Origin of the sequence: Chthonomonas calidirosea T49 (genome assembly GCF_000427095.1) — a bacterium.
Lineage (GTDB): Bacteria > Armatimonadota > Chthonomonadetes > Chthonomonadales > Chthonomonadaceae > Chthonomonas > Chthonomonas calidirosea.
On record NC_021487.1, the window covers coordinates 1,395,967 to 1,412,652 of the forward strand.

At 53.2% G+C, this 16,686-nt stretch carries 10 protein-coding genes; all 10 read right to left on the reverse strand.

All coding sequences use genetic code 11. The features are described 5' to 3' along the window. Positions 1 to 54: 54 nt before the first annotated feature. The 10 genes from CCALI_RS05830 to CCALI_RS05875 all read right to left on the reverse strand — a co-directional run bounded on the left by CCALI_RS05830 (position 55) and on the right by CCALI_RS05875 (position 16,684). The gene (locus CCALI_RS05830; protein ID WP_016482547.1) at positions 55 to 3,321 is read right to left on the reverse strand and encodes a hypothetical protein; all 3,267 of its coding nucleotides are present in this window, start codon (positions 3,319 to 3,321) and stop codon (positions 55 to 57) included. Positions 3,322 to 3,400: 79 nt separating this feature from the next. Then, the gene (locus CCALI_RS05835) at positions 3,401 to 5,482 is read right to left on the reverse strand and encodes a PulJ/GspJ family protein (protein WP_016482548.1); all 2,082 of its coding nucleotides are present in this window, start codon (positions 5,480 to 5,482) and stop codon (positions 3,401 to 3,403) included. Between the two features lie 32 nt (positions 5,483 to 5,514). After that, positions 5,515 to 7,530: a prepilin-type N-terminal cleavage/methylation domain-containing protein gene (locus CCALI_RS05840; RefSeq protein ID WP_016482549.1), complete on the reverse strand. Its 2,016-nt coding sequence runs from the start codon at positions 7,528 to 7,530 to the stop codon at positions 5,515 to 5,517. Positions 7,531 to 7,964: 434 nt separating this feature from the next. After that, positions 7,965 to 8,972 carry a prepilin-type N-terminal cleavage/methylation domain-containing protein gene (locus CCALI_RS16600; RefSeq protein ID WP_231724012.1) on the reverse strand — a complete coding sequence of 336 codons (1,008 nt, stop codon included), beginning with the start codon at positions 8,970 to 8,972 and terminating at the stop codon, positions 7,965 to 7,967. A 66-nt stretch (positions 8,973 to 9,038) separates the two neighbouring features. Next, a complete protein-coding gene (locus CCALI_RS14965) occupies positions 9,039 to 9,809 on the reverse strand; it encodes a type II secretion system protein (RefSeq protein ID WP_016482551.1) in 771 nt (256 codons plus the stop codon). 85 nt (positions 9,810 to 9,894) lie between these two features. Continuing rightward, on the reverse strand, positions 9,895 to 10,986 hold the full coding sequence (locus CCALI_RS14970) for a prepilin peptidase (RefSeq protein ID WP_052572342.1): 1,092 nt from the start codon (positions 10,984 to 10,986) through the stop codon (positions 9,895 to 9,897). An 82-nt stretch (positions 10,987 to 11,068) separates the two neighbouring features. Beyond that, on the reverse strand, positions 11,069 to 12,301 hold the full coding sequence (locus CCALI_RS05860; protein ID WP_016482553.1) for a type II secretion system F family protein: 1,233 nt from the start codon (positions 12,299 to 12,301) through the stop codon (positions 11,069 to 11,071). A gap of 10 nt (positions 12,302 to 12,311) precedes the next feature. Next, the gene (locus CCALI_RS05865; protein WP_075163801.1) at positions 12,312 to 13,577 is read right to left on the reverse strand and encodes a type IV pilus twitching motility protein PilT; all 1,266 of its coding nucleotides are present in this window, start codon (positions 13,575 to 13,577) and stop codon (positions 12,312 to 12,314) included. 111 nt (positions 13,578 to 13,688) lie between these two features. Continuing rightward, a complete protein-coding gene (locus CCALI_RS05870) occupies positions 13,689 to 15,452 on the reverse strand; it encodes a GspE/PulE family protein (protein WP_016482555.1) in 1,764 nt (587 codons plus the stop codon). Positions 15,453 to 15,808: 356 nt separating this feature from the next. After that, positions 15,809 to 16,684 (reverse strand): shikimate dehydrogenase, encoded by an 876-nt coding sequence (locus CCALI_RS05875; protein WP_016482556.1) that lies wholly within the window; start codon positions 16,682 to 16,684, stop codon positions 15,809 to 15,811. Positions 16,685 to 16,686: the final 2 nt, after the last annotated feature.

Genomic DNA, 16,686 nt, shown 5'->3' on the forward strand with positions numbered 1-16,686 from the left:
CCGGTTTATCCTTATCCAACACAATGCCCTCTTCTTCGGCCCTCATAGGAATGCCTAGCCTCCGAAAGCAGTAAGATAGCTCAAGTTGTCAGTATCCGTCGGGTCGGTTCCGATCTTTGTCGAGTTTTCACCCGCGTACAGATAGTTTGGACACATAGGCAGATCGGGAATTGGTGGTAGTGTCTGAATAAACGTGTAGGGTGTACCGTCGGCCCCTGTTGTTTGAATGATGTTCACCCGCAAAGCTCTCTGTCGCCGTAGAAGCGCCGAGTTAGCCAAAGAAAGGTCGGTAGCATGATAGTAAGGCATAGCTAGGATCGGCGCATACTCGTAGCGCAGGCCGTTGGTTATGGCCAGTGCAGGGTCGGCAGTGACGTTTTGCAGATAGTTGGGGTTTTGTTGTTCCAGGGGAGTACGATAATCTATCGTATTATCCTGTCCTGGATCGTACCCTTCGAAAGGCGCGTTCGGGTCGTCAAAATCTCTGTTGTAGAGGTGATCATCCGGCACCTGAACACGTGCTGCCGTGTTCTGGTAGTAGGCCGTCGAGCCATAGTATTGTGGAATATAGCCCCAGCGATGCATCCAGGCGGCCTGATCACCCTCCGAGGCTGTATAGTTCTCTGCTATTGCGCCCCAAATCGTGATGCGCACATCGGGTGGTTCATCGTAGAACGGAAACACATCCTTCGACGCGCGTTCCGCCGATGGCGTTGAATTGGCCAAATCCGCGATATCTTGCGCGTTATAGGAGACACGCACGTTATTGCGCGCCAGATAGGCCGACCGAGAATCGTTGGCATCCGGATTAAAAGCATAGCCCGGTATCACAAAGAAAGAGCGGTTTTGAGCATAAAGTAAGGCCTCGATGCGTACATCAAGCGGGGTGATCATCGCCGTGCTCAGCTGGTAGTCGCTACCGCTGATCCGCGAACCAGAAAGCTGTTGTGCCGTCTGATCGAACTGGAAGCGCAAGAGATTATCGTATCCAGGAGAGTTAATCGGTGGATAGTTTTGAGGGGCAAAGAAGTTATTGGAGGAAAAAATGCCGGGATAGCTCGGCTGTGGGCCATTGATCAAAAGTCCGATCTGCTGGAAGCGCGGTAGAATCGACGAATCATCTAAAGGTAGCCCCGGAACCTGCGGTAAAATCCCCAAAGCACCTGTCGGCGACGGGCTATTGCCGAACCCTAAGAAGAACGGAAAAAGATAGAGAGCGTTGTTAGGATTGTTGGTAAGACCTGGATTTACCAGCAGGTTGAAGAAGGTTGGGTTTGGGCCTGTTGCCGCATGACGTATCATAAGGAAGATAGGTACAGGCTGCCCGTTGGAGGTATATGTGGATGGGTTGACCCCCCAGTTAAACTCCATATCCAAATAGGGTAACGATTCGCTTCCCACCCCAATGGGAGTAGAGAAGATCGGCAAATCTGGGTTCACCCGACTAAAGACATTGGCCGAGACGGTGCGCATGAACTGCGTGGTATTTACACAGACGTAGTCCTCAGCAAGGATAGCGCAAGTAGATGCGTGCTCCATATGAATGCCGCCGTTCGCATCCACATAGCCATCGCCGGCCACTACGCTGCCGTCAATATAGGCTGTACCACGGGTTACCAGAGTGATATGAACTCGCGCAAGTTTGCTTACCGTGGCGCTCTCTGTCTTATCTTGAACATTCGTGATCGCTCCATAGACGCCATGAACGATGATATTACCCTCGGCAAACAGAGTTAGATTAACTCCATAGGCATTTGGATCACCACCTATAGCGGGCAAGCCGGCAGCCTGACGCGCTGTAGGGTCATCTCCATCATGCGGCAGAGGCGGCAACCCCATCTGCTTTCGTGCATAATCCCACAGTGGAATAGTGATACTACTCCCGGCAGACGAGCCATCCGGATTATAAAATACTTTGCCATCATGACGTCGCAGTCGAATAGCATTACCAAGAAGCGTCACCTCTACCCCTGGCGGCACGTAAAATGGCCCATTCCAGTAGTTATGTACCGCTCCGGGGTCTATCCAATTAGCTCTCAACGAGTAGCCGCCATTCACTCCCGGTACACCGGTCTCTTTCTGCAGATCGGTTTGATTATCTATGTAGATATTGGAACCTAGCCCATACTGCCCTGTATTGAACTGGCTACCGTTTGGCAAGCGGACTAAAAAGCCCGAGTTTTTCGCGAGCACGCGATAGCGAAGATCGGTACTGTTGTAGAGATCGGTATCGAGACTAGGTGGGTCGAGGCGCGGAACACTGCGGGTAAATCCATTGGCATCGCTAGAGCCGGCGGCATCTCGAATGATGCCACCATAGGTGTTAAACGCAAGGTTCTGTTGCTGAACCACAATGCCATCGGAGGGGATAACGGCTCCTCCGTTATTGTTTGGGGATAGCAACGTCGGCGGCAGATTGATGGGCTCGTTAAGATAGGCAGGAAGCGCCGTGTCGTCTAGGGTAGAGTAAAAAGCCTGCGGGTGGTTAGAGGCCACACGAATTTTGCCGTTTACGAACACCCCCTCCTGAATCACCCCGGGGTTGCCACCCCGATGGCTCTCATAAAGATAGGTATCCCCCCCAAAAGTGAGATCGCCGTTACAGTAGATAGGAAAGCCAAAGAGGGAAAACCGTTGGTTGCCCACCTGTGCAGCCCCATTGGCATATGGAGCAAAGCCGAGCATGGGGTTGCCCAGCACGGTGGCTGGGTAGGCACCAATAGAGGGTGTTCCCACATAGTTTGGCACAGTACGTCGGTCTTTACCGGTAATATAAAGCCCATAGTCTGTTAGTCCAATCTCTTTATAGGCCACCAGCTCGCTTCGTAGGGTGGGCGAGTTGCCGTTTGGGACGAAAACGGTTGGGTCACTGCCGGGAGGATTAGGAAGTTCTCCAGGGCGCCCTACCGATTCGATGGTGAGGGCTTGACCTAAAGGATTGTTCGGGTTGGGATCGTAGGCCACACGTACCAGGGCACGCCCACCCTTCATGAGAATGCGGGAAAACCCACGAATCAACCAGAAGTAATCGGGGTCGGTAGGGCTAACAGGAGGGGTTGGATTAGGACGCCAATCCGCCCCTTCCAGACTACTATTGAGCATGGTATTGCAATAGTCCAAACCGGCTTGAGCAAGCTGTCGCGCCTCTGCCGAATCGCGACTGTTGCCAGCAACAACGAGGTTGCGAGCGATGCGAGCTACGAAAAGCCCCCCGATCACCAGCAAGAAGAACATCACCGCCAAGGCGATGACGAGTGTTTGGCCGCGTTCGGCAGTGCGACGCTTAAAAAAGCGATCAAAGGATATCTTCGGATTGGACATAGTTTTTTCGTCTATTCGACCCAAAACGGTTCGAAAAATCTTGATGATACTAGCAGTAGCCACTCATTTAGAAGACATTTTAGCGCTGAAGGTTCCGCACGCGCACCTTAGAGACGAGACTGGTATCTTGGGCTGTCGCCGAAGAGGGGTCAAACAGGCGCGCGTTCAGCACCACGTCTATCAGGCTACGCGTACGATAGTTCACCTTCACCACATCCGAAGGCTCGTTGAGCTGGAACTGATAGGTCACTTGCACCGGGTCGGCAGGCACATCCTGACCGTTGACGACCTTCTTTGTAGGCAGATTGTGCCGATAGAACAGGCCGTTGACTGGGTCATCACCACCAGAGGATTGTAATGTCTCCGGCTGGTTATCAAAGGCGATATACCCCACCATAAGACGTGGGTCGTTTGAATTAGAGCCCGGCAGCGGCACATAGTTGATTTTATACTGGTTCGGCCCTATCACGTCTTGGCTCGATGGCACTCGTGTGTACTGAATGGCGTAGCCATAGTGGGCACCGGGGCGCTGATCGGGTCCAACAACGACCTCGCTTCCAGGCACGATCTCCGGCGTTACTCCCACCGAATTCAGGAAGTATCCAAGCGGAGACACGGTACTAGCGCGTTCCGCAGGTGCGCCACTGAGATCGGAGAGTAGAATGTAGCGTGAGTTATAGGTTCCGCTATAGCCCGCATTGATATCGGCAGGGAAATAGACTTGCGGCCCCTTATAGCCGCTCTGCAGGTTCAGAACCCATTGCGGAAACGCGAAATTGACGAGTCCGGACACAGGGTCTACGGTAAAAGCGAACTTTACATTCAGGTTCGTCCAAAAACCGAGAGGATTTGGATCGGGCCCAATATCAGTAAGCGTCGTGGGGTCTGGAGGTTGCGCTCCCTGATTAACCGTCTGCGCTACAATGTGTCCATTCCCGGCCGCATCCACATAGTACTGGAAGTAAGTCAACGGATTTTGGGAGAGGGGATCCGCACCAGGCGTGCTTGAACGATAGACGGAAACCCCATAAGGTGTGGCCCAGGCTCCATACCTTGCCTGATAAAGAGGAGGCGCAGAGTAAGGCATCTCATCTCCTGCAGCGCTTGCACTCATGGGGGTTGCCGCTTCGTTTTGCACCGAGGAGGGAACGAAGCTAATGAGAAGATGAGGTGTCGGATGCCCATTGGCATCATAGACGATGTTGCCGTTGTTATCTCTATCAAGATAGATAGCGTCCCCTTTATTGGCCTGAATCAGGTTTTGCGCCAGGGCAGCCCAGTTCTCCCAGCGATAGACCACCGTTGTTGGCATTCCATAGCGTTCGGCGATCTTCTGCCATCCCGGCACGCCCCATTTCGGGTCACCCGTATCTCCTGCTCCTGCTTTTGTGGCATCATAGAAAAAGTTTGGATCGTCAAGGATGAGGGGATCGGTTTTCGTGTCGGTAGGCGCGTTTGGGTTTGTACCGGTATGCAGTAGAGAGAGATTGGGAATGAAAGTACTTGGGTTATCCGGATCGGGAATATAGGGGGTAAACTCTACCCGATAGAGTGTCATTCGGTTATCTTTCGGGGCAAGTTGGGGATCCGTCCAGCGATTGGCATAGCCGTGGTAGTTTCCTTGGCCATCTACCGGCATGCCGCTCTGTTGGTAACCGGAGGTATCCACACCTGAGCGATTATCATGCAGCCCAATAAAGAATCGTGTTATCGTTCGTCCCGGCGCCAAAGGCAGCGCGACCTGGGCACCGGGCACAATGGGCAGACCGGTGGTCGGGTCTATCGGCTGGTTCGGGTTATTGCCCTGCTCACCCTGAAGGCCTGGAGCGACAAACTCGATGAGACCATAGGGAACAGAAGTGAGGTAGGGATTTCCTTTTTGGTCGTAGAGCCAGAGATTGATTTTGGTTTGAGGTGTGTTATTGTCGTAGACAAAAACCGCGTTTGAAAGCTGAGTAGACAGTTCCCGTAGGGTATCACGAGCTGTATCCTGGCTCTCGATCTGCGTGCTGGCACGGTTCACAAGGTTAAAACCATCTATGAGAGGCTTCGTGATGATCACCAATAAGATAGAGGTAATGGCGATCACCACAAGCAGCTCAATCAGCGAGAATGCCTGTATCGCTGTACTTCTTCTCTTTGAATAGGTCCCTACCATCATTTCCAGCTCCTTCACACTAGGCAACAGAGGGTCTAGAGCGTGCTCTGTCGTGTCAACACCGTGTCCCGATCGATACGCCGCCACAAAATCGCGTTCGGACTGCCCGGGTCACTCCAAACCACGCGACTACGCACTGATATACCGGACACATAGTCCACGGCTCTTCCTGTCGGCACAGCCGAAAGGGCGGTCGCATTGGGAATTTGATCGGTGATATCTGCGTAAACGTATCGCGCCCCATTCACCACATCCACCCTATTGACGTCGCTAATCTGCAGCGTCACGTTATGAGCAACCCCATAAGTCGTGGGATCGTTGGGGTTCGTGTTAGCGGTTGCGTAGTGAAGCTCACCGATGGTGATCGTCTTACCGGCCTCGCTGAGAGCAAAGTAGATCCGAGTCGGCGAAGAGCCATTGGTACCATCCCCAATCCAACAGCTTGTCGAAGTGATTTGAGCAGGGCTGCTCACTATAGAATAGTAGGGGACTGCCATCTGTATCTGCATTCCCCAGCGCCTGTCGGCTCTATAGAAGATACGTATGGGAACGTTCTGGAGGCCGTTGTTTTCGATGCCGGGCTGGCTAAAGGTTAAGATACCGTTCTTTGCATCCAAAGTGGCAGCGACAAGACTACCCGGGGTGCTCTGTCCGGCCACAATGCGGCACAACTGTTGCCCGTTATCCATGTCCTGCACGATCAGGTCGGCATCATCTGGAGCGGTATCGGCAGGATCGTTATGAAAGAGGCCATTATAGGTGGTTTGATCGGGCAAGATATCGCCTTGAGAAAGAATATGCCCTAATGCGAGACGGATGGTATAAGGGGCTTGGCTTGGAATGACCGAGTCGTCCCGAATGATGTGGTTATCATAGGTCAAGTAGTCCACGTAGGCCACAAGATTTTGAGGCTGTGCCAATGTCCCGCTGGCCGTTGGTGTGGGTGAAGAGATATGCCCGAGCGGATTGAAGATCAACACTCCACGATTAGCATTATTCGGCTCTTGAGGGCTCAGCCAGGCATATTCATAGGGGTCATCAGTGAACGGCGGGTTCGGCCCCGGTGTCGTGGAGACAAGCCGGAACTGGCGGCTTACCTGCTCGCTGTAAGGGTCAATGTTTGGCTGCGGGGATGTATTTGGAAAAATAGGTTGCCAAATAGGAACGAGCGGCTGACCGGCCGGAATATCAGGCACAGTAATTGTTATGGTTTGGGTTTGATAGGTGCTGGGAATTGGATAGCCATTGGCATCCGTCTGATAGGTTCGATAGCGCATGAAAAAGAGACGAAAATTGGGCCGATTTTCATTTGGATTGGGTGCCGGACGTGGATAAAAGGCGATCTGGTTGTGCGCGTAATCAATCGCGTACTCGTCAGAAGCGTTGAGCACGGGAATAGGGTTTGGATTGTTAATGTTGGGCTGCGAATCCTCCACGAGGCGGGTCATTGGAGGACCGTAAACGTTAAGACTGTCTGCGGGGTTTCCATTGCTATCGGTATGGAACACGTTATAAACAGGGCCGTATTGTAGAATATGGATCGAGCCTCCAGCCCCACTAGCCTCCACAGGGATAGTAAACGATTCCCCTTGAATGTAGCGAATGCGATTGACATCGGAGAAAAAGTAGGGCAGATAGCCGGCAGGCAGGGTGAAATTGTACTGTGCCTGAAGGGCGCTTAACTCCTGCGGTGTCGCCGGGCTGAGGTCGTCTGGGTTGGTACCATTAAGCACCTGAATGGTGCCATCCGCTTTAGGTAACGCGGAGAGCACGGCAATAGGAGGCCCCTCCATATGGCGCAGGCTGGAGAGTTGCTCGTTAGCCAAAATTTGTGCTACAGACATTTCGCTGGTACGCTGCAGCACAACGAAGCCACCGGGGAAAAGGCTTACCAGAGAAAGAATACCGATGGCTAATATCACCATTGCCACCAGAGTTTCGATAAGTGAAAAGCCACGCCTACGCAAGCGGGCCTTATTTGGGGTGTCTAAAGGAATCCGCCAAGCAAGTCGTTTCAGGGGCGGTTCCTTATAGGAATAAGACGGTTTCATCGTCAATTGCCTTCTCCCAGGCGCCACCACGGCAGCGCTAACACTGTTCTCCCTAAACTCCTGTTTTTCCTTCTTTTGAGACTACCGCACCGCAAAAATTGTTCCATATTCCGAATCGGCCCTGCGCTTATCTTAAACTTGGGCGCTCGAACCCGCTTACGGTCCTAATTCGCTCCTGGATGAAGATAAAGTGAAAGGGGTATCTTATGCTGTGCGTCCTAGCGAACGATGTTTTTGCCAACAGCCACTTTCCCCTCACGGCCGGTATGGGGTTTCTAGAAAACCCACAAAACGTTCTGAGGTAAAGCACCATTCCCTCATCGAGGGAGGAAGCAGATATCCCAAATGGCCAATCTTCCCGCACCAGGGAAAAGGAGGAAGCCCGTAGGGGCACCTAGCTGAGTTGCCCCTACAGAGGCGAGCGGTAAACGCTTTTAGTGATAGTTAAGAGGCAGCTGCTGTTGTGCCTGTTGCAGACTTATTTTTCTGGCCGTGCCGGAAAGCAACAACACAATGACGTTGCCAGAATGAGCCACCCCCGCATGATAGGTGTTCCATGTAATAACGGTGGTTTCAGGAGACGGATTTTTGTATTTTAACTGATTACTCAATACCACTGGCGGATTGGATGGCAGCCCGTATACAGGCACCTGCGCCGTAGTATCACATCCATTTTTTTGATTATACAGTTGGTGAGTCCAGTCCACCGCATAGTGATACTCATAAAGAGGGTTTCCATTGGCATCGTGCATCCAGTTGCCATTGCTATCCAGCAAAGGACCAATATCCATGCTATCCATAACATAGAAGAGCTTGGGTTGACCCACATACGTGGCCCCAGGGTTAGGGCCGTTCGGTTGTCGTGTCGGCAGATCAGGATCAGAATAGTTAGGACAGGCGGGTGGTGGATTGGTGTTGTTATTTCCCTGTACCCATGTAACCGGAACGAGTTGGCCATTCGTCAGTGTAAGCGGCCAGTAGGCGATCGTCACTTGTGTTTGGTTGTGTGTTGGGTTATCAGGACAGAAGAAGGCATTCAGGTCTTTTAATTTGTTCGGATAGAGGTAGGCACCTACGCCTGTAGCCTGAAAATACTCGGTTGCCTGCCCCATCGGCACAATAGGGTCACCAGGAAGCGCCGGTTCTCCTGATGGCATTCCAGGTTGGACGTTCGTCAGCGCCGTTTCAGCGTAGCCAAAAAGGGCTGGTGGATAAGTTCCCTCATCCTCATGATAGAGCCGAACGGCCTCATATACATCGTGCATATTACCCATCGTCGTCGCTTGGCGGGCCTGCTCCCGGGCAGCCGCGAATACCGGAAAGAGAATGGCTGCCAAGACAGCAATGATCGCGATGACAGTAAGAAGTTCCACCAACGTAAAAGCACGTACTGCAGTTGTGTGCGACTTTCCAGGCATTTTTACCCCCATTTCGCTGCTCATGCACATTGGCAAGCCTCCTTGCAGCTTTTTGTAGTTTCTATTGGACTCACCATGATAATGACGTTGTCACTGGGCGAATTTGAGCGGCCCCTTTTGCGCAAAAGTTTTTGCATCCACCGCCTTTGCGGTACCGTTTAGGAAAATTACGAGCGTTTTGTCTACTCCATTCACTGCAGCATGATAAGTACACCAAGTGATAACCGTTTGCGATGGGTTTGCTGTCTCGGCATACTTAAGTTGGTTCGGGGCATCCCCAGGCCCCGATGCACCTGTCCAGTCCAGACTGTAGTGCAGTTCGTAAACGTAGCCGCCTGCATTGCGCACCGGATTGCCGTTGCTATCCAGTTGAGGACCGATATCGTATGAGTCGAACGGATAGTAGGAAGCAGCCGTCCCTACCGGCAGCGTCACAGCGTTGCCAGCATTATGCTGCATGAGTGGCGTGTAGACAACCGGCTGGTTCGCTAATGTCGAGCTAGCAGTGGCCGGGTACACGACCTGGTTAACGGTGAGAGTCTGGTTGTTAGTCGGGTTGTCAGGGCAGGAGAAAGTGGCGTCACTGTTGAGAAGCTTGGCACCAAACAGAGGTTTATAGCCAGATATGCCTGCAAACTGCCATAATACAGGTGGATACAAATGATTATCCGTTTCATAAAGCCTGAGGGCTACATAGATATCGTGCATGTTGGACATGCAGGTCGACTCGCGAGCCTGCTCCCTTGCCCTACTGATAACAGGAAACAGAATAGCGGCAAGTATGGCAATAATGGCTATGACAACAAGCATCTCGATCAGCGTAAAGGCCGATCGACTCTTTTGAACAGATGGCAAAAACATGGCACGAGCTCCCCTAAAAACTCCCTCTACAGAAGTATAGCACGCCTCCGTTGAAGTTTGACGACGTTTGTCTTTTTTTGGTTCCTTATCGGGAAAACGCATAAGCGAGATAGGCGTTGACCAGTGCATTTCCCCAAAACAGTGTTAGGAAGAAGCCGATTACAAGAAAAGGGCCGAAGGGAATGGCTGTGGGCGCAGGCACCCAATCTTCGGCTGCGGGGTTCTCTTGGACTACCTTTTCCCCCCTCCATCGTTTCCAAAGATCGCCTAGATAAGCCCAAAGGTCGCCCAGGATAAGGCACCAAACGATAGCCCAAACCTCGTGAAGCAGATAGCCTGCTGGGCTAACATGCTCGCCATCTTGTTCTCCCTCGGCCAAGGCTAGCTCCTCTTGATGGTTCGATGAGCGATGCCTCCGAAGATAGATTAAAACAGGCCCTACGATGAGACCTGCCAGGCACGATAGCACTACCCACACCGGCAGCAGCCGCAATGGATTTTCACTATGTGTCACCTGTAGGGCGAGCATGGCGCCCATGCCGCGCCCTAATAGCACGTCTCCTAACCCCATGGCCTCAACGCCCTTCCAGAGCCAACCTAAAATGCGGATGCTTCCGAAAAGGAGCGTCCCGATAACGGCACCCCAAATCGAAACCGGCAGCCATCCTCCTACAAACGGATGGATAGTGGCATGACGTCCCCATTCGACAAGCTCTAGCCCTATCGGAATACAGAACAGAAGGATGTTCAGCGTGTCCGGTATGGTAAAAGTTGCCAGGTCTATAAAAAACACCGGTATCAGCACCGCCGTATATGCCAGTAAAGCAAGGCAGATCAGTGCTCCCTCTTCCATAAAGCGTAGCACGACAAGGGTGAAGAGAACGCCGGTCAGCAGCTCTACCCCGAAATAGCGCCATGCGATGGGTTTTCCGCAATAGCGACATCGGCAACGCAGTATCAGAAAGCTGAAAAGGGGGATCAGATCGAGGGCTCCTAAGCGATGTCGGCAATGAGGACATATAGAAAATCGCGGTTCTAAAAGCGATAGTCCTTTCGGAAGCCGATAGATAACTGCGTTAAGAAAACTCCCGATAGTGATGCCACAGAGAAAGGCAACGCCTCCTAGAAACCAGAGGGGCACAAAGATCATGGTGTTGTTTCTAAATTCTTGAGTCAACTGCTAGTTCTTAAGTTAACTGTAACCAGGCTCCCTTAAGGGAGCCTGGTTTATGCTGACAGAGTAGCTGTTTAAGGCGGGCTTATTCGCCACCGCCGCCACCGCTTAGGTTGGATACCACCTGAATGAGCGGCATGAAAAGGGCAATGACGATAAAACCTACGCAGAACCCCAGGAACACGATCATGATCGGCTCGATAGCCGCCGTGAGCGACTGGAGCTGCGCATCCACTTCGCCCTCGTAAAAATCGGCCACCTTTGTCAGCATGTGATCGAGCGAACCCGATTCCTCACCAATGGAGATCATGTGCACGACCATCGGCGGAAAGAGTCGGCTCTTCTCTAAGGGATCTTTAATTCGTTCTCCCTCTCGAATGCGCGCTCGTGCCGCCATAATGGCATCGCTGACAATGACGTTACCCACCGCTCCGGCCACCGTCTCCATCGCTTGTAGAATGGGCACGCCAGCGGAGAGCAGCGTTGAGAGCGTGCGGGCAAATCGTGCCAAAGTGACCTTGTGGATCAACTTGCTGAAGACGGGTATCCAGGAGATTTTGAAGCGGTCAATGAACCTCCGACCGGGGCGGGTACGGCCTAGCATCTTGATGGAAAACCACACGAGGAAGATGATCAGCAGCCCGATGTACCATTTGCTCTTCAGGAAGTTGCTGAAGTCCACCAGAACCTGCGTCATCCAAGGAAGCTCTTTTACTCCCAGATCCTTAAATAGGTCTATGAACTTCGGCACGATGAAAGTGGTTAGCCCCAACACGATGAGCACTGCCACGATCACGACGATGGTCGGATAGGTGAGGGCCGATTTTACCTTACGGCGCAGCTCCATATCCTTTTCGAGGAAGTGTGCGAGGCGTTGCAACGACTCCTCAAGTACGCCGCCGACCTCCCCAGCGCGGATAAGCCCGATGAAGAGGTTATTGAACACGGCAGGGTACTTCGACATGGCCTTTGAGAGCGTAGAACCGCCCTCTACCTCCACTTGAACCTCTTTGATAATGCGGCGGAGCTTGGGGTTTTGGGTCTGCTCACCCAACACATCGAGCGTACGCACTAACGAGACGCCCGCGTCAATCATGGTAGAGAACTGGCGACAGAAGATGGCGACATCGCGCAGCTTTACACGGCCAAAGCCGGTGCCTGACGTGGTTCCTTTTGTCTTACCTGTTTTCTTTATTGTGGTGACGCGGAAGCCTTGTTCTTGCAGACGACGCGTGAGGATCTCCTCGCTCTCGGCTTCCGACGTCCCTGTGCGCACGTTGCCCGTGGCATCACTTACGGTGTACTGAAAGATAGGCATAGGCAGCCTCCTAGTATCGGTTCATACCGCCCTGACCACCGGGTTGTCCCCCTTGGGGCATGGTAACGGTACGGATCATCTTTTCGAGTTCAGTTGGGTTCATGGCACGCGACATGGCCTCTTCCAGCGTAATGAGGCCGCGCAGATAGAGGTCGCGCAAGGCTTGATCCATTGTCTGCATGCCAAGGCTCCCGCTGGTTTGGATCATCGAGGTGATCTGATGGGCTTTGTTTTCACGGATGAGGTTGCGAATGGCCGGGCTCGCCCTCATGATCTCCATAGCACACACGCGACCAGGTTGGCCGGCACGCGGCAGCAGCTGTTGACAGAGGATAGCTTGGAGGTTATTGGAGAGCTGCAGGCGCACCTGCTCTTGCTGGCCGGGAGGGAACGAGTCGACGATGCGCTCCACCGACGTCGCAGCCGAGTTGGTGTGGAGGGTTGCGAACACCAAGTGCCCTGTTTCAGCAGCGGAGACCGCCATCTGCATGGTTTCTAGGTCGCGCATCTCCCCAACGAGAATTACATCGGGGTCTTCGCGCAGAGCGGCACGTAGCGCCTTACTGAACTGGCGTGTGTCCTGCCCCACCTCACGTTGATTGATGATGCTGAACTTATGCGTATGAAGGTACTCGATGGGGTCCTCGATGGTGATGATATGGCGGCTCTGTTCCGAGTTGATGCGGTCAATCATGGCCGCAAGCGTGGTGGATTTTCCGGAACCGGTAGGCCCTGTTACCAGCACCAGTCCGCGCGGCAGGCGCGTTAACTCGATAAGCACAGACGGCAGTCCGAGCTGTTCAATGGTGGGGATTTTTTGCGGGATTTGGCGGAAAGCGCTCGCCACATTTCCCTTATCACGGAACACGTTTACACGGAAACGAGCCGACCGTGCCATTTGGTAGGAGAAGTCGAGTTCGAGGTCGGTCTCGAAGCGCTGTATCTGCTCGTCAGTGAGGATTTCGTAGACGAGGCGCTGCGAGTCGCGTGGGGTTACTTTTTCAAAGGGTAGCGGCTGCAGGGCGCCATCAATGCGCACAACAGGCGGGATACCCACAGCCAGATGCAAGTCGGAGGCACCCTTTTCCACGACGATTCGCAGTAGATCGTCAATATGTGCGTCATCGAGCGGTGCAGGGCGTGCGCTTGTTACCTGCACCGTCTGAGGCGGAGGGCTTACCGGTGGCGGGGGCGCCCCCCCTGTTCCCGGAGTGCCCATCAATGGATTGGATACTGGTGGTGTCCCCTGTTGGGGTGGACGATTAGACGGATTCATATTTGACACTTCCATAAAACCCTTTCAGAATTCAAAAGAGTGCTTTTTCAGAGGATGCAGTGAGAAACAGGCATCCTCTAAATAGTATACGCACCAAATCTTCAAGGAGGCTCAATAGCCTGCCGTGAAGACCGTCCGCATCACCTCTTCAGGGGTGGTAATTCCCTGCAGTACCTTAGCCAACCCGTCTTCACGCAACTCCATCATGCCGTTAGCCTTTGCGGCCTCTTTCAGATCGGCCAAAGGTGCACGGCGCACGATCATTTCGGCGATCTCGGCATTGACTCGCATCAACTCGTAGATGCCGATGCGCCCTCGATAGCCAGTATAACGGCAGGCCTCACATCCGCGCCCACGCGCCAACTGCACGGTTTGGGCAGGGTCTTCCACTTTGAAGCCAAACTTTCTCAGGTCGGATGCCGGCGCCTCATAGAACTCCTTGCACTCATTGCAGATACGCCGTGCGAGGCGCTGCGCAAGAACCCCTATTACGGTTGCTGAGATAAGGAAGGGTTCCACACCCATGTCAATAAGGCGGATGGTAGCCGACGGTGCATCGTTGGTGTGCAGGGTGGAGAGAACGAGGTGGCCAGTAAGAGCGGCCTCAATGGCGATCTCTGCGGTTTCAAGGTCGCGCATCTCTCCTACCATGATGATATCGGGGTCTTGACGGAGGAAGGCACGGAGAGCCGTGGCAAACGTAAGCCCGGCCTTTCGGTTGACCTGTACCTGCGTAACACCGCTAAGCACATATTCTACCGGGTCTTCAATAGTGAGAATGTTTTTCTCTACCGTATTCAGTTTGTTTAGCAAGGAGTACTGTGTGGTGGTTTTTCCGTGTCCGGTAGGTCCGGTAGAGAGGATCATACCGTTAGGCTGAGAGGCAAGCTCTTCAAGTTGCGCTTGAACCTCCGGCAAAAAGCCGAGCTTGTTGAGACCGATCATGACGCTACTTTTGTCGAGGATGCGCATGACGATCTTCTCACCGTGCAGGTTGGGTAAGCAGGATACGCGCAGGTCGTACTCCTTGCCCTGATAACGTGTGGCAATACGCCCATCTTGCGGTACGCGACGCTCGGCAATGTTCATTTCAGAGAGGATTTTGTAACGCGCCACGAGAGGGAGTTTGAGGTAGGCGGGCATCTGCATGATCTCATGAAGCACGCCATCAATACGGTAACGCACGCGAACTCCCCGCCGGTCTGGCTCAATATGGATATCGGAGGCACGCTCTTTGATGGCCTGCTGGAGAATGGTGGCAGCAAGACGAACAATGGGCGCCTGGTCTACTAGCTCACGTAGGTCCGATTCCTCATCCACCTCTTTAGCGGCATCGCCCCGGGCACCGTATTCGGCCATTGCCTGCGCCATGGCGGAACGCGCATCCGAGTCGACGAGCTCCGTGCTTGGTTTGGCGCCGTCCGAGCTTGCATTAGCCGAGACCCCTCCACCGTAGTAGGTGGTCAACGCCTGCTCTATCTGGTCTGGCACAGCGAGAACCGGCCGTATCTGGCATCGTGAGACCATACGAAGCGTATCCTGGACTTCAAGGTTGTTGACATCGCCCATGGCCACATAGAGCACCTGGCCATCCTTCTTCACTGGCAGCACGTTATGCGCCTTGGCCACGTGGTCGGGCACCACATTAATTGCGCTCGGATCCGGCTTGTAGGTGGTGAGGTTAACGAAAGCAACTCCCATCTCCTGGGCTTTTGCCTCGTAGACGTGTACGGGGTTAATGCCCATCTCGATGAGAATGCGTGCAAGATCTTGTTTTGTCGTTTGCTGGATTTTTCGAGCCTCCTCAATTTGGCTCTGAGAGGCATAGCCTTTCTCCAGCATATAGTCACCCATGCTTTTGCGTGCCATTACCATGGTAGTTATCTCCACCCTATGCGTGTTCGTTTTGCTTCTATCTCTTCGCGCTGCGTTCGAACGCAGGTACCACAGAACGGCGCTTGCATTTACTGCTGTCAAACGCTGCGCCGATTATATCACAACCCCGATCTGAACGCAAGCACTTTTTTCGCTTGGCTCGAAAGCCTTTTCTCGAAATGAGACCTCTAATTAAGAAATAATGAGTTCGGCTCGAACTTGTTCCCTTGGAACAACGCATTTTCGCGAACACAGGCTAAAAAGACGCACAGATCTTGCTAACTATATAGAACATCTTTGTAGTCTTTTTTGTTCCCTACTTGAAGACGACCGCACTGCTATTTTCGGTCATCTCTCTAAGTCTTCTGTAGTTTACCCCTTACAGCGGCCTCCATAGTCGCCACCGGTGGGCTTTGCCCTACCCACCTTTCAAAAGCGATAGCGCCTTGCCACACGAGCATCTGCACGCCATCGAGCGTCGCACAGCCTTGCTGTCGCGCCGCTCGCAAAAGGCATGTCTCTATAGGATTATAGACGAGATCATACACCAAACAATTCGGTTGAAGCCACTCTGGGGGCACTGGGGGCATCTCGTCACTGTGGGGATACATTCCCACGCTCGTTGAGTTCACGAGAAGGTTGGCCTCCTCCATCGCAACCTGCAACCGCCGCCGATCACGGAGAGATATGGCCTCCACCTTCTCTACTGTGGAACCGTAAACGCGCACCCAGTCGGCAAGGTGTTCAGCGCGTTCGAGTGTGCGGTTTGCAATCGTCAGTTGCTTAATGCCTTTTTGAACCAGCGTGTAGGCCACCGCTCGCGCTGCTCCACCGGCTCCCACCAACAGCACATTTTTTCCGTAAACATCGTAGCGACGCTCCTGCAAAGGGCGAAAAAAACCGTCGCCATCGGTGTTATCTCCTAAAAGCCCCTCCGGCAAACAGTGCACCGTATTGACCGCTCCAATCGCCTCCGCGATAGGAGTAAGCCGATGCATATGTTCTACCGCCCTCTCTTTATGGGGAATCGTCAGGTTCACACCCACGACTCCTAAGGCGGGCAGCGCCGTAAGCGCCTTCTGTAACCCATCTGGAGGCACCGGAAACGGCACGTAGACCCACGAAAGCCCCAAAACGGCGAAGGCGGCATTGTGCATGGTCGGAGAAAGGCTGTGCTCGATTGGCCAACCAAATACCCCTACCACGCGTGTTTTTCCGCTTATCTCCTGCATGC